We start from the raw sequence: 23,911 nt of genomic DNA on the forward strand, positions 1-23,911 counted from the left end.
AAGGTTTATTTATTTATATTTAAAATAAACTCAGTTGATCTTCATCAGGCATACCTTCTAACACACCGTTATCGTCTAAATAAGCCAAAACAGTTTTGGATACTTTACCACGTTTTTGCAAATCTTCTTTAGATAAGAACGGCGCTTCATTACGTGCTTTAACTATTTGCTCTGCAACGTTATTTCCTAAACCTGGAACTGCTCTAAAAGGCGGAATTAATGAATCTCCTTCAATAATAAAATGCTTCGAGTCTGATTTTTCTAAATTTATCATCTGGAATCTGTATCCTCGTTCTAGCATTTCATTCGCAATTTCTAGCTCTGTCACGAGTTCTTTCTCTTTATTAGTTGCTCCAAAGCCTTTATCGTTTATTTCTCTAATACGGCGTTTAACCATTTCTTTACCTTGGTACATAGCGACTAAGTCAAAATCCTTCGCACGGATAGAGTAGTAAGCAGCATAATAATACATTGGGTGGTAGACTTTAAAATAAGCAACCCGTAGTGCCATAAGTACATAAGCAGCCGCATGGGCTTTAGGGAACATATACTTGATTTTTAGACAAGACTCTATGTACCACTCTGGAACATTATTCTTACGCATATCTTCTTGCCATTCATCCGGTATACCTTTACCTTTACGAACGTGCTCCATAATTTGGAATGCAGTTCCGTCTTCTAAACCGTATTGAATTAAAGTCGTCATAATATCATCACGACAACCAATTACGTCTGATAATTCAACCACGTTATTTTTGATTAATTCCTGAGCGTTACCCAACCAAACGTCAGTACCATGTGATAAACCAGATATTTGCAGTAGCTCTGCAAATGTTTTTGGTTTAGTCTCTGAAACCATTCCACGAACAAATCCTGTACCAAACTCTGGTACTCCAAGAGTTCCTGTATCAGAATTAATTTGTTGTGGAGTCACACCTAATACTTCAGTTCCACTGAATATTTGCATTACTTTCTCATCCACCGGAGGTATGTCCATTGGATCAATACCACTTAAATCTTGTAACATACGAATCATCGTTGGATCATCATGCCCAAGAATATCAAGTTTTAATACGTTAGCATCAATTGAATGGAAATCAAAGTGAGTTGTTTTCCATTCGGCATTAACATCATCTGCAGGATATTGAACAGGGGTAAAGTCATAAACATCCATAAAATCAGGTATGACAATGATACCACCCGGATGTTGCCCCGTTGTTCTTCTTGCTCCTTCAATACCATACGCTAACCTTTCCCTTTCAGCCTGAGGTAAGTGTTCTCCAGTAGACTCCAAATACCCTCTAATATAACCATGAGCGGTCTTATTAGCTACAGTACCAATCGTACCTGCACGGAAGACATAATCTTCACCAAATAATTCCTTTGTATAAGCATGAGCTTTTGCTTGATAGTCACCAGAAAAGTTCAAATCAATATCGGGAACTTTATCTCCATAGAATCCTAAGAAAGTTTCAAAGGGAATATCTTGTCCATCTTTGTGTAAATTAGCCCCACAGTCTGGACATGGTTTAGTAGGAAGATCATAGCCAGATTTATATTCTCCATTAGTGAAAAACTCACTGTAATGGCATTCAGTACAATAATAGTGTGCAGCTAATGGATTTACCTCAGTAATCCCAGTTAAAGTTGCGACTAAACTCGACCCAACCGAACCACGTGAACCTACCAAGTAACCTTCTTCATTACTCTTAAGAACTAATTTTTGTGAAATTAAGTAAATAACTGCGAACCCATTGGAAATAATACTATTAAGTTCCTTTTTTATTCGTTTATCTACTATATCTGGTAAAGGTTTCCCATACATTTCGTGAGCCTTGTCGTAACTCATATTAGTTATCTCATCTTCAGACCCTTCAATAACTGGCGGATACAGTTCATCTTTAATAACCAGAACCTCATCAATTGAATCAGCAATTTTTTGTGTATTAGTAACTACTATTTCTTGTGCTTTTTCTGCTCCAAGAAAAGAAAACTCCTGCAACATCTCATCTGTTGTTCTAAAGTGTACTTTTGGCATATGTAGCGTTCTATTTGCATTAATTTTCATTGATTTTTTCAGTACTTCACGGTAAATTGCATCTTTTTCATCTAGGTAATGAACATTACCAGTCGCAACAACTGTTTTATTTTTTTCATCACCTAAACGAAGCATCTCCCTAATAATATGCTTCAGATCATCTTCATTCCTAATTAAATCATCTTTTATTAGCGGTTCATAAACTGATGGTGGTTGAACTTCAATGTAATCATAAAAATCCACGAGTTCACTTGCTTCTTCATACCCTTTTTGCATCATAGCTGTAAATACTTCACCAGTAGAACACGCTGTTCCAATAAGCAAATCATCACGATATTGAGCTAAAACTGATCTTGGGATACGAGGTACTCGGTAGTAATATTCGGTGTTGGCTTTTGTTATCAACTTGAATAAAGCTTTAAGTCCATCTTGATTTTTTACAAGTAAGGTAGCATGGAATGGTCTTGATTGTTTATAACTATCCCCTTGACCTATTTGATCATTTAACTGATTGTGATTCACTATATCAAATTGATCTTTGGCTTGTTCTAACAACTTCATTAATAAATATCCAGTCGTTTCCGAGTCATACACAGCTCTATGGTGTTGCTCTAAACCAATGTTATATCTCTTTGCTAAAGTATTTAGTCGATGAGATTTATACTCTGGATTGACTAAACGTGATAATTCGAGTGTATCAATAACTGGTAATTCTGTTTGGGGTAAGCCCACTCGTTCATACCCTTTATTAATAAAACCGATATCAAATGTTGCATTATGCGCAACTAGAATTGAATCACCACAAAATTGCTGAAATTGCTCTAAAACTGGCTTAGCTGTCGGGGCATCTTTTAACATGTCATCTGTAATACCAGTTAACTCAGTAGTAAAAGCAGAAAGTCCTTTACCAGGATTAATAAATGCTTCAAAAGTATCAATGATTTCTCCTTCTCTCATCTTTACTCCTGCTAACTCAATAATATCATCGTAGACTGATGATAGCCCCGTAGTCTCCACATCAAAAACAACATAAGTTGCTTCATCTAATAACTGATCTCTTAAGTTAAATGCTATAGGTTCTCCGTCATTAACAACATAGGCTTCAATACCGTAAATTACTTTAATACCATGTTTCTTACCAGCCCAAAAAGCATCAGGAAAGGCTTGCGCAGCGGCATGGTCCGTAATTGCTACAGCCTTGTGTCCCCATTTGGCTGCCTGAGTTACTATATCAGTAGCAGAATTCGTTGCATCAAGTTGACTCATATTAGTGTGAGCATGTAACTCCACTCTTTTTGCATCAGTAGGTGCTTTATCCTCGCGACCTGGCATCGTTACTTTTCGGATACTTCTAGGTCTGAAATATAGTTCAGATGTGAAATTATCTGGTATCATATCCCCTTCTAGACGAATCCATTCACCTTTACTAAATTGGTTTAATGCTTCTTTAGTAATTCGACGGCCTGACATTAATTTAACTGTTACAGAGCTAGTGTAATCAGTAATATTCATAATTAATAGCTGACTTCCACTACGTAAATCTTTTACCTCATGAGAGAATACGAAACCTTCAATTACTTGCTTAAATTGATTATCTTCTAATTCTATCAATGGTAATGCTGGGGTATTGGGAATATCTTTACCAATATCATCTGACGTTGACTGAACGACAGTTCGCTCTTGTTTTTGTCTTTTCTCTTGTATCTCTAGAGCTTCTAATAAGCTTTTTTCATCTTCATTACTTTGACGGTCTCTAACCGCATTAATTTCTTCTTGCAGAAGATCCTCATCTACGTAATATTCTAAGTCTAATTCAGTTATTTGAACTTGCTCTAATTTCTCTAATAATATTTTTTCATACTTTTCTTTTAATGTATTAATTTGTATATCACTTGCCAAACCAATTCTTAATGCTTGTCCAACTATCTCGTATTTTGCCTGAGATAAAACTGAACGAATAAATGGTTTTTCTTGTGCTATAACCGACATAATTGCATACCAATATTCAAGTATATTGTTAGTTTCTAACGAATCATCTTCAAACAACCACCAAGTCTCAACTGTTCCGATGTGTTCAAACGCTTTTTTTATATGATGTTGAAATATCTGATATGCATTTGGATGTATTCGATGCTCTGAAACAAATGTGAAGTGCCATTGATTTGTTTGCGCTAAAATGTTCACTGTTTTTATTTCAGTTTTTTGAAATTCTGTGATTATTTCTTCATCCTTCAGCTGAATATGGTCTAGTAATAATTCGAATAACTCTCTTTTGTCTGCCATAATGACTCCTTTCGATAAAATTAAGGATGCAACCATCATAAATGATGCCACATCCTTAAATAAAAACTTATTGGAAAAACGCTCTGTTAATATCATTCCAAGTTACAGCAATCATTAATACTACCATGATTAAAACGCCGATAACTGTAATGATTCCTTCTTTTGACTCACTTAAAGGCTTACCTCGAACTGCTTCAATAGCATTCAATACTATCTTACCTCCATCAAGTGCTGGTATAGGTAATAAGTTGAAAACACCTAAATTAGCAGAAAGCATTGCTAGAAAATTAATTATTACAGGCAATCCTAAACTAACAACTTGATCAGTCATCTGTGCCATCGCTACTGGGCCACCGAAGTTATTGATATTAAAGCCACTTGTAATCATGCTGCCTATTACACCTAGTACACCAGTAATGACTCCCCAAGTAGCAGTAAATCCATATGTGATACTACTTGCAAAAGAAAATTCTCTATCTGCAATAATACCAATTTGTCCGATTTCTTCACCTGATTGTTCATCAGTCACAGCTTGTACATCAACGGTTGTATCAAACGTTTCATTATCACGTTCCACGCTGACTGCTAAAGCTTCATTTGGTTTTTCTTGAATTAATAAGACTAATTCGGACCACTCACTGACAGATTGCCCATCAACTTCGGTCACTCTATCTCCATCAACTAAACCTGCCTCTTGTGCAACGGATCCATCAACCACTTCCCCAATAACACTATCTGTATTAGGTATACCACTCATAAAAGCTACAAGCGTAAAGGCAATAATCGACAAGATAAAGTTATTCATAGGCCCAGCAAAGTTTGTCATCATCTTATCCCATACACTCGCACTTTCATAACGCATCTCACGAGGCGCCACAGGAAGTTTTGTTCCATCTGCTTCAATAATGTTTGCTTTCTTAGCTACAGAATAACGAACAATATCTGTTTGTCCAACTGGAACACCTTCAATAATCATCTCATCGATTAAATCAACATTATCAACTCTAATAGGCATCTCGTCTACTGAGAAGTTATCAGATAAATTAATTAAAGATACTTGATCATTATCATTAATTTCAAGTCCAACTTCCATTCCAGCTTGAATCTCATCTTCTTCATACAACCCAGCTAGACGAACATAACCACCAAGTGGCAACATTCTGACTGTATACGTTGTCCCATCTTTTCCTTGTTTAGCAAATAACTTTGGGCCCATTCCCAATGCAAATTCACGTACTAAAATACCTGAACGCTTTGCGAAATAATAGTGTCCAAACTCATGTATAACTACAATTATCGAAAATATGACTAAAAATACAAGTAAAGTCGTCAATAGTAACCATCCTATCTAAATAAATTTATCCAAATCATCATTATAAAACTTGCGAATATTAAACTATCAAAGCGATCTAACATCCCACCATGCCCTGGTAAAAACTTTCCAGAATCTTTGACATCAAAATGCCTTTTAAACGCAGATTCAACTAAGTCACCGAATTGGCCAAACAGTGAAATAACAATCGTTAAGATCCAAACTTGATTAACTGGTCCTAAGTGTGGTTGGAAAAGCATAACATATACACTCCCGACAACAACTGCAGTTAATACCCCGCCAATCATTCCTTCGATCGTTTTATTTGGACTAATATCTGGCGCTAAGGGCCTTTTACCCAATTGTTTACCAACGAAGTATGCGCCTGAATCTGTCGCCCAGACAACAACAAGTAAGTAAATGATGGTTTCAAGTCCCATATTTCTAATTAATATTAAAAATCTAAATCCATAACCTATATATATACACGCAAATACTATAATTGCAGCATTGACAAAGTTAAATTTGCGATGATTAAACACAGTAAATACGAGTAAAATTAAACAACATATATAGAATAAGTACTCTGTATTCACCTGACTTAATAATTCTGGCATGTATATTTGAGGTACCAATAAAGAGGTTAAACCTATTACAGAAAACAAACCGATATGGTTAAATATTTTTAGCTTTTGCATCTCAGCAAATTCAAATAATCCAATAACGCCAATTACCCACATCGCAAATGCAAAAAAGCCGCCACCTAATAGTATAAATGGAATATAAAGTGCGAGTGCTATTACAGCACTTCTAATTCTTACAATCAAAATATTTCCTCCTAAGACGACTGATTATCTTTAAGTTCCCCAAAACGTCGTTGTCTTCCGTTATAGGCAATGATAGCTTTATCTAATTCGCGTTCGTCAAAATCAGGCCATAAAATATCCGTGAAGTAAAACTCACTATAGGCTGCTTGCCACAATAGAAAATTACTTAAACGTTCTTCTCCACTTGTTCTTATAATTAAATCAGGATCACTAAATTCATTGTAGCGCCCTGTCATTAAGTATTTATTAATTAAAGATTCAGTCACTTCTTTTTCTTCGATTTTATTATTTTTTATATCGGTTATAATATCTTTTACTGCATCAGTTATCTCTTGACGAGAGCCATAATTAAGTGCAAAATTTAGCACCATGCCTGTACAGTGACTTGTTTTATCAATTGCCGAATTCAATATTTCCTGTGTTGCTTTAGGAAGTTTTTCTGTATGACCAATAACTTCGATTCTTATATTATTTTCAATCAATTGAGGCAAGAACTCATTAAAAAATTCTTTAGGAAGTTTCATTAGAAAATTCACTTCTTCCTGGGGTCTACCCCAGTTTTCTGTTGAAAAAGCATACACTGTAATTAATTTTACACCTAGTTCGCTTGCTCTAACTGTAATTTTCTTTATTGATTGAACACCTTTTCGATGTCCTGCTACACGTGGTAAAAAACGTTTTTTTGCCCAACGCCCATTCCCATCCATTATTATTGCAATGTGATTAGGAACCGTTTCAAATTCATTATTCATATAATACTCCCTTTTAAATGATCATCTTTAGTATTATACCAAAAGATTGACAAATTACGAATATTTTTGACAAAAAGCAGCAATTTATCTACTTAAGAAGTTACTTGAAATAAGAACATTTCATCTATGAATAAAAAAAATACTTCTATCGAGAAATGTTATTTTAACAATTCTGATAGAAGTATTTTTCAATTTGATACAAAATCACACTATTTCATTAGGACGACTATTTAATTAATCGTTAAAAATTTCTTCTTCTTTTGATTTAGTTAATTCTTCAATTTGCTTTGTTGCTGCATCCGTTAACTTTTGAATGTCAACCTCGTAATCTTTAACATCATCTTCAGTTAATTCATTCGCTTTTTCTAACTTTTTAACTGAATCAATGACATCACGACGAATATTACGCACAGAAATTTTAGCATTTTCTTGCTCTTTACCTACTACTTTAACTAATTCAGCACGTCTTTCTTTAGTAAGTGCTGGAATTACCAGTCGAATTACATCTCCATCGTTTGATGGTGTAATACCGATATCACTTTGTAAAATAGCTTTTTCAATATCTGTTAAACTTGTTTTATCGTATGGAGATACAACCAACATTCTTGCCTCAGGACTAGAAATACCTGCAAGTTGATTTAATGGTGTTGGAACACCATAATAATTTACATTTACACGATCCAAGATACTTGCGTTAGCACGTCCAGCACGAATAGAAGCAATTTCACGTTGATAAGATTCAACGGATTTGTTCATTCTCTCTTTTGTTGTTGATAAAACTTCACTCGGTGTCATAAAAATCCTCCTAATAATACTCTATTATTTCATTTTTTCTATTATATCATAATTTGTAATTAAAGAGTATTGAATCACACATTATGATAGGTAATTGGTTATTTAATATAAATCATTTCTGAATACTAGTGGACACATAATAGGTTATACTCAAGTGATAATAGTATTATACTGTTTAGTAAACATATTAATCCATCATATTTATAATAAATCGCAAAAACGCAAGCAATATTTATTTTAAAGTTCAATACTTCGCTGTAAATCACTTTTATAAATATTACTTGCGTTTTATATGTTACTAATTTTTTATTGTTTTGCTTCTACAGTTGTACCAATATTTTCACCAAGAATAACTCGACGAATATTACCTGATTCGTTTAAATTAAATACAACTAAAGGTATGTCATTATCCATACTTAACGAACTCGCTGTTGAATCCATTACTTTTAATCCTTTTGAAATAACATCAAGGTGAGTTAAGTTATCAAACTTAACTGCAGCTTTATTTTCCTTAGGATCTGAATCGTAAACACCATCAACATTATTTTTAGCCATAAGAATAACGTCAGCATTTATTTCGGCAGCTCTTAATGCAGCTGTAGTATCAGTTGTAAAGTAAGGGTTACCTGTACCACCAGCAAAGATGACAACACGTCCTTTTTCAAGATGACGAATTGCACGACGACGAATATATGGTTCAGCAATTTGACGCATTTCAACAGATGTTTGTACGCGGGTTGGTACTCCACTGTTTTCTAACACATCTTGTAATGCTAATGCGTTCATAACAGTTGCTAACATTCCCATATAGTCTGCTTGAGCGCGTTCCATTCCCATTTCTTCCCCAATTGTTCCGCGCCAGATATTCCCTCCACCAACAACGATTGCAATCTCAACACCTAAGCCATGAATGTCTTTGAGTTCTTCAACCATTTCTTTGATCGTATCTGGATTTATTCCAAAGCCTTGATTTCCTGCGATAGCCTCACCACTTAGCTTTAGTATTACACGTTTATATTTTGTTGTTTCTTTAGTCATATTATTCTGCCTTTCTTAATCATAATCATACCTTTAAAAATAGCCCCAGATTTCTGGGGCTAAGGTTATCAAATTAATCTTTTTTCATTTGAGCAGCAACTTCTTCAGCGAAGTTGTCTTGGCGTTTTTCAATACCTTCACCAACAGTGAAACGGATGAATTGTTTAATAACTCCACCTTTTTCACCTACGAATTTACCAACTGTTGTATCGTTATCTTTAACAAATGGTTGCTCGTTTAAGCTAACTTCAGCTAAGTATTTGTTCATACGACCATCAATCATTTTTTCAACGATATTTGCCGGTTTACCTTCGTTTAATGCAATCTCAGTTTGAACTTTTTTCTCGTGATCTAACTCTTCAGATGGTACTTCATCACGATTTACATATTTAGGTTGAATAGCCGCTACGTGCATTGCAACGTCTTTAGCAACTGCTTCATCATTTAATCCTTCGATTAATGTAACAACAGCGATTTGTCCACCACCATGAATGTACTCACCGAAAGAATCATTATCAGTTTTTTCTAATAAAGAAAAACGACGGAATGAAATTTTCTCACCGATTTTATTAGTAGCTTCTAATACGATATCTGCAATTGTTTTACCATCAATTTCGATAGCATTTGCTTCGTCCATTGATGCTGGTTTGTTAGTAGCAACTGCAGTAGCAATTGTATTAACAATGTTTACAAATTGTTCGTTTTTAGAAACAAAGTCTGTTTCAGAGTTAACTTCGATAATTGCAGCAGTATTTCCGTTAACACTTGTTGCAGCTAATCCTTCAGCCGCAATACGGTTTGCTTTTTTAGCAGCTTTCGATAGACCTTTTTCTCTTAAAAAGTCCACTGCTTTTTCCATATCTCCATCAACTTCAACTAACGCTTTTTTAGCGTCCATCATACCTACACCAGTCATTTCGCGTAGTTCTTTAACTTGTTGTGCACTAATTTTAGCCATAAAATTCAAATCCTCCTTGATATTTTAAAATTCATAATAAAAAGCTGCCTTAGCACAGGGCAAGGTTTTTAGGCCTGTGTTACGTCCTGGATTAAGACAGCTGTGAATATTCTAACTACTTAGCTTCTGTAGATTCTGCTGCAGCAGCTTCTTCTTCAGAATCAAATAAATTGTCGAAGAATTCTTTATCAGATTTTTCTTCTGAATCATCTTCACTATGTCCTTGATTTCCTTCAAGAATTGCGTCAGCCATTGCAGATGTGATTAATTTAATCGCACGAATAGCATCGTCATTTGATGGAATAACATGATCAATTTCATCAGGGTCACAGTTAGTATCAACCATTCCAACTAATGGAATATTTAATTTTTTAGCTTCTTGAATAGCAATGTGCTCTTTGCGTGGGTCTACAATAAAGATTACATCTGGAATACGAGGCATATCTTTAATTCCACCAAGGTTTTGCTCTAAACGATCTAATTCTTTACGCAATTGTAAAACTTCTTTTTTAGGTAATACATCAAACGTTCCATCTTCTTCCATTTTTTCAATGGCTTTAAGACGACGGATACTTTGTTGGATAGTTTCCCAGTTAGTTAACAATCCACCTAACCAACGGTGGTTAATGTAGTATTGACCAGCACGTTTTGCTTGTTCATCAATAGCACCTTGTGCTTGTTTTTTAGTACCTACAAATAATACAACCGCTCCATTAGCTGCTTCATCACGCATAAAGTTATATGCTTTATCAACTAACTTAACCGTTTTTTGTAAGTCAATAATATAAATACCATTACGTTCCGTAAAGATATATTGTTTCATTTTTGGGTTCCAGCGACGTGTTTGGTGTCCGAAATGTACACCTGCTTCTAACAATTGTTTCATTGAAATAACTGCCATAATTATCATTCTCCTTTGGTTTTGTTTTCCTCCGAATAACTCTACTAACAAAACGTCTCCCATTGAGAGAGCACCCGTTAAATTATCATTATTCGTGCGTTTTTGGTTTTACACCACGGACTATACTACTATAATATTAACCATTATGCAAGCTTGATTAGTGTTTTTCATAAAAAAACTAGTAATATCTTAATATTATTCAGAAATAATTTGTTTCTATCGTTAGTTAAGTAAGATTCCTTTGCTTGTACCCAAATAAAAAACTAGGACGTTGAATATAATTCCATTGTCTATGTTGGAATTTATCAAAATCCTAGTTTAGTTAAATATTTACTTATTTCTGAGACTTTTTGGTTTGTTGATAACTTCGTTAAAAATCATCATCTCTCTTAGCTTAGCTTCGTCATTCAATGAGCGATAAATATGATTTACAGTACGATTAATAGATCTTGATGCTTTTTGTGAGTGTTCATCTTCAAGAATATTTGTCTCATCTAATTCCATCCAAGAAACATCCGTAATTTTACTATCCGCGTACCAATCATCTAGCTCATCCAAGTAATTTTCTACATTTTTTTCTTCTAAATCATAATGACTTTGGGAATCATCGTAATCAGCAATCGTTGTATAATCTACGATTTGATTATCTTCCTCCACGTAATTTTTTACTTTTGATGTGTTATTACTAGTTAAAGTTTTCTTAGCTTTCTTTAAGCTATTATTCAACTGATTTAAAGACATGTCTTTTGCCAAATTGCTTTGTTTTCCAGAGTTTCTGTGACGTTGTCGTAACTCTTGGACATGTTTATTTCGAGTTTGAATATCTGCCTCACGTTTTGGTGTTGTATTAATTGTCGTTCGGTTTTTAGCTATATCAATTGGTTTTTCGACAGATTCTATGTCTTCCACATAGCCGTCCCGAGGACTTTTAGATATATTATCTTTCTTCTTAGGTGAAAACATCGAGAATAGAAACGACCCCACTAAGTAAATAACCCAAACTCCAACTAAAAAATCCATTATTCTCTACCTTCTTCAGGTGAGTTCGTTCCTTTAGCTATAGATTCACGCATTGATGTGTCAGATTCAATATTTTTCATATTGTAATAATCCATGACACCAAGATTTCCTTTTTTGAAAGCTTCTGCCATTGCTAACGGTACTGCAGCTTCTGCTTCAACAACACGCGCTCGCATACGTTGTACTTCAGCAACCATCTCTTGCTCTTCTGCCACCGCAAACGCTCTACGTTCTTCGGCTTTAGCTTGGGCAACATTTTTATCCGCTATTGCTTGATCGGCTTGAAGTTTCGCACCAATGTTACGGCCAACATCCACATCTGCAATATCAATGGATAGAATTTCAAAGGCCGTACCTGAGTCTAACCCTTTACGAAGAATTGTTTGTGAGATAGAATCTGGATTCTCAAGGACTTTTGAATGACTTACTGAACTACCAACAGTCGTTACGATTCCTTCACCGATACGAGCGATAATTGTTTCTTCACCAGCTCCACCAACAAGTCGTTCAATATTTGCACGAACGGTTACTTTCGCTTTTGCTCGAACTTCAATACCGTTCATCGCAACAGCTGATATTAATGGTGTTTCGATAACTTTGGGATTAACAGACACTTGAACGGCTTCAAACACATTACGTCCTGCTAAATCAATTGCTGCAGCTTGTTCAAATTCTAAATCAATATTAGCTCTTTGCGCAGCAATTAAAGCATCAACAACTAAGTTAACATCTCCTCCAGCTAAATGATGGGCTTCTAATTGGTTCGAGTCTAAAATTAAACCTGCTTTAGTCGCTTTGATTAGTGGTCGAACAATTTCAGATGGTTGAACTCGACGCAATCGCATTCCAACTAAATTACCAATCGATATCTTAACTCCAGAGAAATATGCTGTAACCCAGAGACCTACAGGAACGAAACGGAAAAACAATGATATTAAAATTAATACGATAACAATGATAACACCAATTGAAATAATTGTGCTTACTTCAAAATTATTACTTGAAAAATTATTCATACTACATTTCCTTTCTTACATATATTTTTGCGCCCTCAACTTTTGAAACATATATATTAGTTCCACTTTGAATCATATCTTCGGAACTAACAACCTCATAATACTCATTGTCAATTTCACATCGACCAACTGGTCTAAGCGCTGTGACTGTGACTCCTCTTTTACCCTTTAAATGCGAAAAATCTTTGCTACTTGAATACCCTTTTTCTTTTTCAGATGAAGTACCAAGTACAAATCCATTTCCGATAGCCAATTCTTTGCCTAATCGTAAAGGTACGAGTATTCCAATCGCACTTACTAGGATCATTGCAAGAAGTGTTAATACAACATCTCCTAGATCATTCAAATGCATATAGAGTGATATGCCTATTGCTATAAAACCAAACAGACCAATAATACCGAAATCTGGCACATAAAACTCTACTATTAACATTAAGATACCAAGTAAAAAAATAATAAAGATTAATAAATTTTGACCAGGCATTTCAAAGTAAAAACCATAAGCTATTACTGCTAGACCTAAAAATAACCACTTAGGGCTATAAAATAGACATAAACAGAGTAATAGCATCCCTATCAATAATGCTACTATCATATCCATTCTCCTCTCATATTCATTATATCATGAAAATAAGATTTACCGAAGAGGAATATAATTATTTATAGTAAAAAATTGTATGGTTATTAAATCACTATTTTTGCACTTTAATATTAGTCATTTTCTAGATGGGTCATTTTTGCCACTGATTCAACATATTCATTTTTAGCAGACATACTTTTCCTTCTATATTTCACATCATTTTTCAGTAATTTATACAGGGTCGAAGCTAACGGTACTGCTAGCAGCATACCCCATATACCTAATAATCCTCCACCTATTGTAATAGATACGAGAACCCACAATCCAGGTAATCCAATGGATCCACCTACCACGCGAGGGTAAATTAAATTGCCCTCTAATTGCTGCACGATTATAATAAAAAGGATGAAAGCAAATGCTTGTATGGGTGAGTCTACTAAAATTAATAAAAATCCAATAGCTCCAGATATATAGGCACCCAGTACAGGTATTAATGCTGTCACACCTGTCAAAGCTCCAATCATAGATGCATATGGGAATTGAAAAATCCACATTCCTACTGTTACTAAGGAACCTAATATTAATGCCTCTAAAACTTCACCAGTAATAAAGTGACGGAAAGAAAAGTCTGTAACATCCAATACATACATCAATCGTCTATGAATTTTGGACGATAAATACGTTTCAGATAATAATCTAAATTGTTTTCCTAATGTTTCTTTTGACATTAAAACGTAGAGTGAAATCATCAGTGATAAAAATAAATTTACGACAATACTAAAGACTGATCCAACTGTAGAAAGTGTTGTTTCAATAATATTTGTTGTAAATCGATTCATAATAGATAACAAGTTAGACACTATGTTTTGCCAATCTATCTGCGATGTTTCAACTAATTCTGCTAGGGGCGGAAATGCTTCTTCATTTTCAATCACCCAGTTTTGAATGCGGGTCGCAAGTTCAGGTATGATTTCAATAAATCGGCCAATGACTGATACTAATTGTGGAATCACTAAATTTAGAATAAAAGTTAAAACAACCGAAATAAGTATAATTGACACAAGTATACTTATGGGTCTGCGCGTCTTATTCACCATATTATTGTTACTATGTGGAAAATATAACTTTTCTAATTTCACCATTGGTATATTCAATATGTAAGCCATTATAAAACCAACAATAATTGGCATTGAAATTGTTATTAAAAAACTGAAAATATTTTTGATTCGATCAAAATTCACAATAGCTAATATTATAAGTCCTGCTACCAACAAGTATTTAATAATATAAAATTCAAATTCTTTTATTTTTTTCATGTTTCACCTCAACTATTTTCATGTAATATAACACATATTCTTTTTCTAAAATAGTAATATAGTCGTCTTTACAAATGCTTTATAGAATATAATCTGTTTCTAAATGACCAACATGAAATACTACTAATTGTGCAGCATCTTCTGGAAGAACAATTCAGCGTGACAAATAATTTGGGCTTTAAGTTTTTTTATTCCCTACGTCCCACAACCTGTATCCGTATGCTCTGGGTTTATTGCGTTTACTGTAGCGCCTATTCGCGTCAATTAGTCTGACACTAAAAGTGTAAATGCTGATATAGCCCTTTAGTTTCAAAATAGGCTAATTCATCAGTGATTGGAGTGAGAGACTGTCCAAATGTAAAATCAATGATTCGACCCATTCCATAATTTTATTGTTTAAAACAACGGGCAAACTCAACACATAGTAAGAATGTCACTCTCATATATCATTCCCTAGAAGAATGGGTTGCTTTGTTCACTAATATCGAAGGTGTTTTTAATTGTTGAGTAACTATGTATAATAGTCTTATTAATGCGTTTACAGCCAATAAGTCAAACCTTAAGTCTCTACATCTTATTTCATATTCTTGTATCAATTCATCTTTAAAATTTTGTGCTCAATTCGCTTAATATTCCCAATGTATAAAAAACATCTCAATGCTTAATGCTAGCTTACGACAAATAGCTTTTCCAATTCTTTCATTATTACTTTCAACAGTTATTATTGCTATCGATTTCTTTGATTTCATACTTACTTGTCTAACATCAATCTATTCTAGCGGTCTTAAGTAAAATAAATACATACTTAAAATTTTATGTATATCCTCTCTTAAATATATTCACAAAAAAAGCCAACGTATTTGCTTTCAATACGTTGGCTTTTTTGAAACTATTTAGTTTCTTCTTTGTTATTAAAAACGAGTTGACCTTCTTCTAAATCAACAGTGATTATTGAATTAGGTAATACTTTTCCAGCAACGATTTCTTTTGCTAAAGGTGTTTCTAGTTCCTTCATAATGAATCTTTGTAATGGTCTCGCACCATAAATTGGATCATATCCTTGTTCTGCTAACCATAAGGTTGCTGATTCTGATACTTCTAATTTAATTTGTTGGTCTGCTAATCGATTTGATAGATTTTGAATCATTTTTAATACAATTCCACTCATATTATTCAAAGTTAATGGAGAGAATAGCACCGTATCGTCGATTCGGTTTAAAAATTCTGGTTTGAATTGTTGACGGAGTAATTGATTTACTTGTTTTTCTGTTTCTTGAGAGATCAAGCCATCTTCTTCAACACCCTCAAGAAGTAGATGCGATCCAATATTACTGGTCATAATTATAACGGTATTCTTAAAGTCTACGACGCGCCCCTTAGAATCAGTTAGTCTTCCATCATCCAAGACTTGTAATAATATATTAAAAACATCCGGATGCGCTTTTTCTACTTCATCTAAAAGAATAATTGTATACGGATTACGACGAACTGCTTCAGTTAATTGTCCGCCTTCATCATGGCCGATGTATCCAGGAGGTGCACCTACTAATCGTGACACAGTATGTTTCTCCATATATTCACTCATATCAAGTCGAATCATGTGGTCTTCTGAATCGAATAAAGCTACAGCTAAAGCTTTCGCCAATTCAGTTTTACCAACACCTGTAGGTCCTAAGAATAGGAATGAACCTATTGGTCGATTTGGATCTTGGATTCCAGCCCGTGATCTAAGTACAGCTTCATGAACTAATCGGACTGCCTCATCTTGACCGATAACTCTTTTATGAAGAATCTCGTCAAGATGCATTAATTTTTCGCGTTCACCTTCGACGATTTTATTCACTGGGATTCCCGTTAAACGGCCAACTACTTTGGCGATTTCTTCATCTGTTACCGATTCTTGTGTTAGACGATTTTGAACTTCAGTTTCAACATGTTCATTTTCTAAATCAGTTAATTCTTTTTCTAATGTAGGTATAATTCCATGTCTTAATTCAGCGGCTCTTTCTAAATTGTATTCTGCTTCCGCATCATCTAAATCATGTCGAGCTTGATCTAATTGTTCACGTTTATCACGTAATTTATTGGTTTCTTCTTTTTCGATATCCCAACGAGCTTTCAAAAGATTTGCTTCTTCGCGTAAATTGGCTAACTCTTCTCGAAGTATATCTAAACGGCGTTTACTCGCATCATCTTCTTCTTTTTTCAAAGCCTCTTCTTCTATTTCTAATGTCATTAAACGACGGTTGGCTTGATCAATTTCTAATGGGACTGAATTAAGTTCCATTCTAATTGTAGCACAAGCTTCATCGACTAAATCAAGTGCTTTGTCAGGTAGAAAACGATCCGTAATATAACGGTTCGAAAGTGTTGCAGCCGCTACTAACGCATTGTCATGAATGTTAACCCCATGGTGAATCTCGTAACGTTCTTTAAGTCCTCGCAAGATAGATATAGTATCTTCAACATTCGGTTCTTTAACCATAACTCTTTGGAATCGTCTTTCTAGAGCTTTATCTTTTTCAAAGTTTTGACGGTACTCATCCAATGTCGTTGCACCTATACAGTGTAACTCTCCTCGAGCTAACATTGGCTTCAATAGATTCCCTGCATCCATTGATCCTTCAGTTTTTCCTGCTCCAACGATAGTATGTATTTCGTCAATGAACAGTAAAATTTGACCTTGAGCATCTTTAACTTCTTTTAAGACTGCTTTCAAGCGTTCTTCAAATTCTCCTCGGTACTTAGCACCAGCAATCAACGCTCCCATATCTAATGAATAGACAGTTTTACCTTTTAAGTTTTCTGGAACATCATTACGTACAATACGTTGGGCTAACCCTTCTACAATTGCTGTTTTACCTACTCCAGGATCACCAATTAGTATAGGATTATTTTTGGATTTACGTGATAAGATACGAATGACGTCACGTATTTCTTCATCTCGCCCAATTATTGGATCCATTTCATTTGATTTAACTGCTTCGTTTAAGTTAATCGCGTATTTTTCTAATGATTCATAAGTTTCTTCTTGGTTTTGAGATGTCACACGATTTCCTCCTCTCAAATCTTCAATTTTATCTTTAAAAATAGTTTCAGTCAGTCCATTGTTAATTAAAAATTTAACAATAGGATTATTTTTTTGCTTATATAATGCGAGTAATATCACTTCTGTTGATAAGTAATCGTCATTATATTCTCCGGCAATAGTCGTCGCATCTTGTAATAAGCGATTTAAGTTTTGGCTAATACCTTGTCCGTATTGAACATTACTTCCGCTTACTTGAGATATCTTATTAATCTCTTCTTCAACAAGACGAATAAATTGGTCCATTGGTATGTTTTGTTCTTTATATAATTTATAAGCAAAATGGTCTGCTTGCAGCATAATTAACCATAAATGCGCAATATCTATTTGTTGATGTTGCCGAGTCATGGCTACTTGCTGTGCCTCACCAATTGCTTGTTGCATCGTGGTAGTTAATTTGTCAATCATATATACACAGCCTTTCTTTAGTCAAAATTGGTCAGTTAAATTATTGTATAAATATAAGCCTCACCTTGAGACTATATTTATTATACACAATTGGTCAATGAAGGTCAAACTTTATCTTAGGATTGTTTGATAAATCTATTCGTGAAACTCTACCTTGCCCTCGGTTAATGATTTAATTCTACATATTGAGTAAACATCATAACCAGATGCTTCTAACCGCTTACGACCTGGTTGAAATGACTTTTCTACACATATGCCAATTCCCACATTTTCTGCTCCACTTTGACTAATTAAGTCTGCTAGACCAAATGCAGCTTCACCATTTGCTAAAAAATCATCTATAATCAAGACCTTATCATCAGGTTTTAAATATTCCTTCGAAATAAACACATTATTTGTTGTTTTTTTCGTATAGGAGTGAACTAACGTTTCGTACTTATCCTCTGACTTTAAGGTGTTTGGTAAGGCTTTCTTAGCAAATAACATTGGAACGTTCAAACGATAAGCAACCATTAATGCGGGTGCGATACCAGATGATTCGATTGTTAATACTTTCGTCACACCTCTATCTTTAAAGTAATGGTAAAAGTCATTTTCAATACTTTTAATGAGATGAGGATCAATTTGATGATTTAGAAATGAATCTACTTTTAAAACATTCCCAGGATATATTTCACTATGTTTTATAATCATCTCTTTCAAACTTGTCATCCACAGGCCTCCTAAATTCTGGATTGTTTAAATATCTATTTTATTGTGTTCTTCACCATTACGGATATTTCGCCAATCTAAAAAACCACTTTCTAAACCACGAATTAAAATCTCTGCCGTTCCTATATTCGTTGCCAATGGAATATCGTATACATCACATAGACGCAATAAAGCAGAAACATCTGGTTCATGAGGTTGAGCCGTTAATGGATCTCTTAAGAAAAGAACTAAATCCATACGGTCATCTGAGATAGCTGCACCAATTTGTTGGTCACCACCTAGTGGACCTGACTTATAGCGATGCACATCTAAGCCAGTTGCTTCTATTATTCTAAGCCCTGTAGTTCCAGTAGCGAATAATTCATGCTTGGCGAAAATCTCTCGATACGCTACAGCGATTTTAATCATATCATCTTTCTTTTTATCATGTGCAATTAAAGCAATTTTCACTTTATAACACACCTCCTTTTTTTATTCATTATATCAGATATTATACTTTCTATCTCATTAAACACTCATTATTCTTCTAACCTTTGCAAGCAAATCAATTGCAATAACTTTGTTGATTGTTAAACTGTACTTAGACTATTCAATGGAGGATTTTATTAATGGCAAAAGTTGCTACAGTAATAACAGACTTATATGAAGATGTTGAATTTACTTCACCACGTGATGCACTAGAAGGTGCTGGGCATAAAATTATAACAATTGGACCGGATGCCGGACATACAGCAAAAGGAAAAAAAGGTGAATCAGAAGTTACAATCGATAAAGGCATTGATGATGTAAAGTCATCAGACTTCGATGCTTTACTGATTCCTGGAGGATTTTCTCCAGATAAGTTACGTAAAGACGACCGAATTGTTGATTTCGTTCGTGAATTTGCATTAGCTCGCAAACCAATCTTTACAATTTGTCATGGACCGCAGTTATTGGTTAATGCCGATATACTACGTGGTAAAGACATAACAAGTGTTAAACAAGTGGCTATTGATGTAAAGAACGCTGGTGCGAACTTTTACGATGCGGAAGTGGTTATTGACCCTTCAGGTATTATTTCTAGTCGTACGCCAGAAGATATTGATGCATTCAATAAAGCAATTGTGAATGCTTTAGCATAAATAAAAAAACTCCCTCATGGGGAGTTTTTTTGTGTCATCATTGAATATCGTGTGTATCATCTAGTTTAGTAGAATATAGCTTAACGTTCGTAGTCGATGTAATATCGGTATATAACATAATATTACAACTTGCCAGCTCTATCTCATGATGATAATTATAATAGTTAAGTAAATCGTCTTCTATAAGCTTCAAAAAATTATCTGCGTACACTAAAGGTCTCATTGTTCGACAATGATTGTCTTGGTTATACTCCTCGAATTTATCTATAACTAATTGATCAATATTCAATCGCTCATTACTAATTAAATTCGGAAAACCTGATCGAATATCCGTCGCAATATAGCTACTCGGCACAAGCAACATTAAAGACAGTTGAAATTGAGCAATTGAAGGATGTTTCTCATCAATTAATTCGATTGTATGTGTTATAAATTGATGTTTGTTAATTATAAAAACTCCTTTATTCAAATATATAAGAGGTTAACATTATAACTCAAGTAATGAAAAAATCCAGTTTTATTATATTACAAAGAAATTATTTTATTCCTTTTCTTCAATGATATTAAAAGCATATTTTAAAAATTCTGGAAAATGCATTGCCCAATACAACTCATGATGTTCCTCGTCTGCCAGAATACGCAGCCAAGTATGATTGATTGGATGTTGATTCTTTAATAAAGCGTTATAATATCTTATATTTGCATCAATATAACGTTGATTCATCTTACCATCAATGAAATTAGCATCTGTGTCATCACCTTCACTTGTACCAACTTGGATGTATACTTTCGTTTCAGGATTTAACGGATGTTGACTGATGAATGATAGAAATGCTTCCTCACTAAACCAAGAGGCTAGAGAAAATACACCTAAGACACCAAATATATGTGGATACTTACTTCCCATATATGCCGTTATAATCCCACCCATAGAACTTCCAGCTAACATGGTATTCGCTCTATCAGGTAATGTACGGTATTCTTTATCGATAAAAGGTTTTAGTTCATTTACAAACCACTCACCATGGGCTACACCATCACCACCTACACCAGAAAATTCATCTGATTTAGTTTGATCCGTTGGCCAAGGTCCATATTCATTTAATCGATTTTCATTCGCATTATCCACCGCAACAATAATCATTTTGGGTAATTCTGGATTATTTTTTATCGCTGGTATAACTTTCCATGAATGACCAACAAACGCTTCTTTACTATAAAAAACATTTTGACCATCATGCATATACAAAACTGGATAAGACGCTTTCGTTTCTTTCTTATAATCTTTTGGTAATAACACACGTACTCGTCTTTTTTCATTGTAGTAAGGTATTGTTAAGTAATGAGTTTCTAACTTTAAGTAGTAATAATCTTCTGTTCTATAACGAAGCATAGGCTCCACGTGCTCACCCCACATCTAATAGTATTAATCTATATCCATTATACTGATTAAAATCTATAATTTAAACACAACGACTTATCAATCTGAAATATATATTGAGTTTAGAACTTAATTAAGAAAACTTTTTAATAAGTTAATCCAAAACCACTCTTGTACTCATTGCCTGATTGATCAATATATGCATAGTCCATACCTTCGCGTAAGTACTTATCTTTGTCATATCCTGGAACGTCATTTCGTGAAATGCTTACTCCAAGTTCATCTACTGCGACAACAGCACTATTCTTAGGTAGTGTTAAAGGTAATTTTCCAATTGGTGAAAAGTCTCCAGCAATTACTTCAAGTACTGCTTTAGGGAAGGTATCATATCCTACAAGAAGTGCATCAGATTTCTCTTCAATATTTCCTAAAATCCAAGGTATGATAACATTTACTGAAGTAACCACTTTCTTGCCATTTTCATGCATATAATCTACGATTTTATTCAGTTCATAAAAATTACTTAAAGTAGTTTCTGTATATGTATCTCCATTTAAAGCTACATTCGTTTTATCTTCACAGATTTCTAATTCTAATAAACCTGGAGTTGCATCGAAATACGACCCACTGACAGGATATAAGAATAACACTGCAAGATCAGCTTCTGTATAATCTTCAACTAGTTCTAAGTTCAATGACTTCGCATCATTTAATACAAGTTGTTGATACTTTTCAGTCTGTTCTGCATCTTTACCAAATGTTTTAACAAAGACTTTTTGTCCTTTATTTGGTAACACACCATCATTTTTTAGTAATGTCACTGATTTCAGATGGGTTTGATAAGCAGCTTCTTTGGCTTCTTTTTTCTTTTCGTCACTCACTATATTGTTTTCATCTATATAAGTTTTATCATCAAACAGGCCTAAAGCAAACATTTCAGTCAGAACATTAATATTAGCTTGGTCAATTCGTTGTGGAGAAATCAAATGAGTATTAATTGCTTTCTTAAGGTCCGATACTTGGTTTGTTCCACTTATTAAATCCGTACCAGCATTAATCGCTTTAGCAAAACGACCTGGAACAGATAAATCTTCAACGCCCCATCCAGTTTTACCCATAATACCAGTATCTGAATTAATATAACCAGTAAAGCCTAACTTATCGCGCAATAAAGTATTAAGTATATAGTGGTTAAATGCCATCCCAACTTCTTCAAATGGAATTGCTTCTCCATCAAAGCTTTGGAAATGACTCTTTTCAATACTTGGTGCTGAATAATATGGCATCATTGAACTTGGGTTATGTTTTGCTGCTTCAATAAAAGGAGGCAAGTGATACGTTTCTAAACTTCCTTCAGTACGATAAATGTTCCACTTACCTTCTTTATAATGTGGGTCAAATCCATTTTCTCTAGCTCCACCACCCGGGAAATGTTTAATTGTTAAAGCGATAGAGTCATCCCCTAGTTCTTCACCTTGGAATCCATCAATTAATCGACCAATAATCTCACCTATTAATTCAGGTCGTTCACCAAATGTTCCATCTGTTCGTTGCCATCTAGGATCTGTTACAACATCAGCCATATACATATAGCCTTTTCGGATTCCTGAATCCAGCCACTCTTGTCTACTATACTTAGCAAAGTCATCAATTATCTGATACCCCTCACCTTGTTCAATATCACCTTGTACTGCAGCAGCGATACCTAATGTACCTGGGTATAATGAAAATGCTAAACTATCTAGATCAACATCTAGTAATCTACTTGCAAATTCATTTCGTGAGTTTGACGCGACTAAAACCGGTATCCCGAGACGTGTTGCTTCAGCAACTTCGTTCAATTTATTAATCCACTCATTAATATCTTTCTTTGGCATATCATCTCTTAGTATAAAATGACGCAAATGTAGCTTTTCAATTGTTTCGGTTGTTGGGTATTTATCGAGCATTTTCATTGGTGTTCCGTCAGCTTTTTCAAATTCTTCATCAAGTATTTGAGTATTATCGTCTTCTTTTTTCGCTTTCCCCATACCTAATTGATTAATCATGAGCATTCCGATTTTCTCATCTACATTCATTAATGACACAAGATTTTCAGCTCGTTCTTGACTTGATAGACGCCAATCTTCATAAGGATCCAAGAGTCCATTGTTATTTAAATCTTTAAACTTTAATCCATCCACTTCTATAATTTGTTTGTTTGATGTTTTTAATGTTTTCATTATTTCCCCCCTAAAGTCATCTGATGTTTTCATTTTACCATTTAAAATAAAGCGCTTCAATATTAATTTTAGCGTTTTCATAATGTCATTCTTAACTTATTTGTATAAAAAAAACACAATGCGTCGACTACATTGTGTTTTACT

19 protein-coding genes are annotated in these 23,911 nt (G+C 34.3%); 1 reads left to right on the forward strand and 18 read right to left on the reverse strand.

The genetic code is table 11. The annotated features are described in order from the left end of the window. Positions 1–19 precede the first annotated feature (19 nt). From HYQ40_01675 to mgsA, 15 genes are all read right to left on the reverse strand, one after another. Positions 20–4,321 (reverse strand): PolC-type DNA polymerase III, encoded by a 4,302-nt coding sequence (locus HYQ40_01675; protein ID MBZ6526468.1) that lies wholly within the window; start codon positions 4,319–4,321, stop codon positions 20–22. 67 nt (positions 4,322–4,388) lie between these two features. Continuing rightward, entirely contained in the window at positions 4,389–5,654 is a 1,266-nt protein-coding gene (rseP, locus tag HYQ40_01680) for an RIP metalloprotease RseP (protein ID MBZ6526469.1), read from the reverse strand. An 11-nt stretch (positions 5,655–5,665) separates the two neighbouring features. After that, positions 5,666–6,460 (reverse strand): phosphatidate cytidylyltransferase, encoded by a 795-nt coding sequence (locus HYQ40_01685; GenBank protein ID MBZ6526470.1) that lies wholly within the window; start codon positions 6,458–6,460, stop codon positions 5,666–5,668. A gap of 11 nt (positions 6,461–6,471) precedes the next feature. After that, positions 6,472–7,212 carry an isoprenyl transferase gene (locus HYQ40_01690; GenBank protein MBZ6526471.1) on the reverse strand — a complete coding sequence of 247 codons (741 nt, stop codon included), beginning with the start codon at positions 7,210–7,212 and terminating at the stop codon, positions 6,472–6,474. A gap of 234 nt (positions 7,213–7,446) precedes the next feature. Beyond that, the gene (frr, locus tag HYQ40_01695) at positions 7,447–8,007 is read right to left on the reverse strand and encodes a ribosome recycling factor (GenBank protein ID MBZ6526472.1); all 561 of its coding nucleotides are present in this window, start codon (positions 8,005–8,007) and stop codon (positions 7,447–7,449) included. A gap of 306 nt (positions 8,008–8,313) precedes the next feature. Then, positions 8,314–9,045 (reverse strand): UMP kinase, encoded by a 732-nt coding sequence (locus HYQ40_01700; protein ID MBZ6526473.1) that lies wholly within the window; start codon positions 9,043–9,045, stop codon positions 8,314–8,316. 73 nt (positions 9,046–9,118) lie between these two features. Further along, positions 9,119–10,003 (reverse strand): elongation factor Ts, encoded by an 885-nt coding sequence (locus HYQ40_01705; protein ID MBZ6526474.1) that lies wholly within the window; start codon positions 10,001–10,003, stop codon positions 9,119–9,121. A 115-nt stretch (positions 10,004–10,118) separates the two neighbouring features. Then, positions 10,119–10,904 (reverse strand): 30S ribosomal protein S2, encoded by a 786-nt coding sequence (rpsB, locus tag HYQ40_01710; GenBank protein ID MBZ6526475.1) that lies wholly within the window; start codon positions 10,902–10,904, stop codon positions 10,119–10,121. Between the two features lie 330 nt (positions 10,905–11,234). Further along, entirely contained in the window at positions 11,235–11,924 is a 690-nt protein-coding gene (locus HYQ40_01715; protein ID MBZ6526476.1) for a hypothetical protein, read from the reverse strand. Beyond that, on the reverse strand, positions 11,924–12,940 hold the full coding sequence (gene floA, locus HYQ40_01720) for a flotillin-like protein FloA (protein ID MBZ6526477.1): 1,017 nt from the start codon (positions 12,938–12,940) through the stop codon (positions 11,924–11,926). The genes HYQ40_01715 and floA overlap by 1 nt, the downstream gene beginning before the upstream one ends. Position 12,941: 1 nt before the next feature. Beyond that, a complete protein-coding gene (locus HYQ40_01725; GenBank protein ID MBZ6526478.1) occupies positions 12,942–13,535 on the reverse strand; it encodes a hypothetical protein in 594 nt (197 codons plus the stop codon). A 116-nt stretch (positions 13,536–13,651) separates the two neighbouring features. Continuing rightward, positions 13,652–14,836 (reverse strand): AI-2E family transporter, encoded by a 1,185-nt coding sequence (locus HYQ40_01730; protein MBZ6526479.1) that lies wholly within the window; start codon positions 14,834–14,836, stop codon positions 13,652–13,654. Positions 14,837–15,725: 889 nt separating this feature from the next. Beyond that, positions 15,726–18,332 (reverse strand): ATP-dependent chaperone ClpB, encoded by a 2,607-nt coding sequence (clpB, locus tag HYQ40_01735; protein ID MBZ6526480.1) that lies wholly within the window; start codon positions 18,330–18,332, stop codon positions 15,726–15,728. 135 nt (positions 18,333–18,467) lie between these two features. Then, complete coding sequence (locus tag HYQ40_01740) at positions 18,468–19,043, reverse strand: xanthine phosphoribosyltransferase (protein MBZ6526481.1); 576 nt, start codon at positions 19,041–19,043, stop codon at positions 18,468–18,470. A 27-nt stretch (positions 19,044–19,070) separates the two neighbouring features. Next, on the reverse strand, positions 19,071–19,493 hold the full coding sequence (gene mgsA, locus HYQ40_01745) for a methylglyoxal synthase (protein MBZ6526482.1): 423 nt from the start codon (positions 19,491–19,493) through the stop codon (positions 19,071–19,073). Positions 19,494–19,651: 158 nt separating this feature from the next. Here mgsA and HYQ40_01750 point away from each other — a divergent pair, with 158 nt between their 5' ends. Continuing rightward, positions 19,652–20,164 (forward strand): type 1 glutamine amidotransferase, encoded by a 513-nt coding sequence (locus HYQ40_01750; protein MBZ6526483.1) that lies wholly within the window; start codon positions 19,652–19,654, stop codon positions 20,162–20,164. Positions 20,165–20,201: 37 nt separating this feature from the next. Here the strand turns inward: HYQ40_01750 and HYQ40_01755 are convergent, their stop codons facing one another. The 3 genes from HYQ40_01755 to HYQ40_01765 form a co-directional block, all read right to left on the reverse strand. Continuing rightward, positions 20,202–20,633: a hypothetical protein gene (locus HYQ40_01755; GenBank protein MBZ6526484.1), complete on the reverse strand. Its 432-nt coding sequence runs from the start codon at positions 20,631–20,633 to the stop codon at positions 20,202–20,204. 72 nt (positions 20,634–20,705) lie between these two features. Next, positions 20,706–21,557 (reverse strand): alpha/beta hydrolase, encoded by an 852-nt coding sequence (locus tag HYQ40_01760; GenBank protein ID MBZ6526485.1) that lies wholly within the window; start codon positions 21,555–21,557, stop codon positions 20,706–20,708. Positions 21,558–21,691: 134 nt separating this feature from the next. Further along, positions 21,692–23,767, reverse strand: a complete 2,076-nt coding sequence (locus tag HYQ40_01765) for a glycoside hydrolase family 3 C-terminal domain-containing protein (GenBank protein ID MBZ6526486.1) — start codon at positions 23,765–23,767, stop codon at positions 21,692–21,694. Positions 23,768–23,911 lie beyond the last annotated feature (144 nt).

It is taken from the genome of Aerococcaceae bacterium DSM 111021, assembly GCA_020112395.1.
Classification (GTDB): domain Bacteria; phylum Bacillota; class Bacilli; order Lactobacillales; family Aerococcaceae; genus Ruoffia.

Excerpts from the sequence above, each read along its gene's own strand:
- HYQ40_01715 (MBZ6526476.1), bottom strand. The coding sequence starts at position 11,924 with ATGGATTTTTTAGTTGGAGTTTGGGTTATTTACTTAGTGGGGTCGTTT.
- HYQ40_01750 (MBZ6526483.1), top strand. The coding sequence starts at position 19,652 with ATGGCAAAAGTTGCTACAGTAATAACAGACTTATATGAAGATGTTGAA.
- rpsB (MBZ6526475.1), bottom strand. The coding sequence starts at position 10,904 with ATGGCAGTTATTTCAATGAAACAATTGTTAGAAGCAGGTGTACATTTC.
- HYQ40_01675 (MBZ6526468.1), bottom strand. The coding sequence starts at position 4,321 with ATGGCAGACAAAAGAGAGTTATTCGAATTATTACTAGACCATATTCAG.
- HYQ40_01765 (MBZ6526486.1), bottom strand. The coding sequence starts at position 23,767 with ATGAAAACATTAAAAACATCAAACAAACAAATTATAGAAGTGGATGGA.
- clpB (MBZ6526480.1), bottom strand. The coding sequence starts at position 18,332 with ATGATTGACAAATTAACTACCACGATGCAACAAGCAATTGGTGAGGCA.
- HYQ40_01690 (MBZ6526471.1), bottom strand. The coding sequence starts at position 7,212 with ATGAATAATGAATTTGAAACGGTTCCTAATCACATTGCAATAATAATG.
- HYQ40_01725 (MBZ6526478.1), bottom strand. The coding sequence starts at position 13,535 with ATGATAGTAGCATTATTGATAGGGATGCTATTACTCTGTTTATGTCTA.
- HYQ40_01740 (MBZ6526481.1), bottom strand. The coding sequence starts at position 19,043 with ATGACAAGTTTGAAAGAGATGATTATAAAACATAGTGAAATATATCCT.
- HYQ40_01730 (MBZ6526479.1), bottom strand. The coding sequence starts at position 14,836 with ATGAAAAAAATAAAAGAATTTGAATTTTATATTATTAAATACTTGTTG.
- frr (MBZ6526472.1), bottom strand. The coding sequence starts at position 8,007 with ATGACACCGAGTGAAGTTTTATCAACAACAAAAGAGAGAATGAACAAA.
- floA (MBZ6526477.1), bottom strand. The coding sequence starts at position 12,940 with ATGAATAATTTTTCAAGTAATAATTTTGAAGTAAGCACAATTATTTCA.
- HYQ40_01700 (MBZ6526473.1), bottom strand. The coding sequence starts at position 9,045 with ATGACTAAAGAAACAACAAAATATAAACGTGTAATACTAAAGCTAAGT.
- HYQ40_01760 (MBZ6526485.1), bottom strand. The coding sequence starts at position 21,557 with ATGCTTCGTTATAGAACAGAAGATTATTACTACTTAAAGTTAGAAACT.
- HYQ40_01705 (MBZ6526474.1), bottom strand. The coding sequence starts at position 10,003 with ATGGCTAAAATTAGTGCACAACAAGTTAAAGAACTACGCGAAATGACT.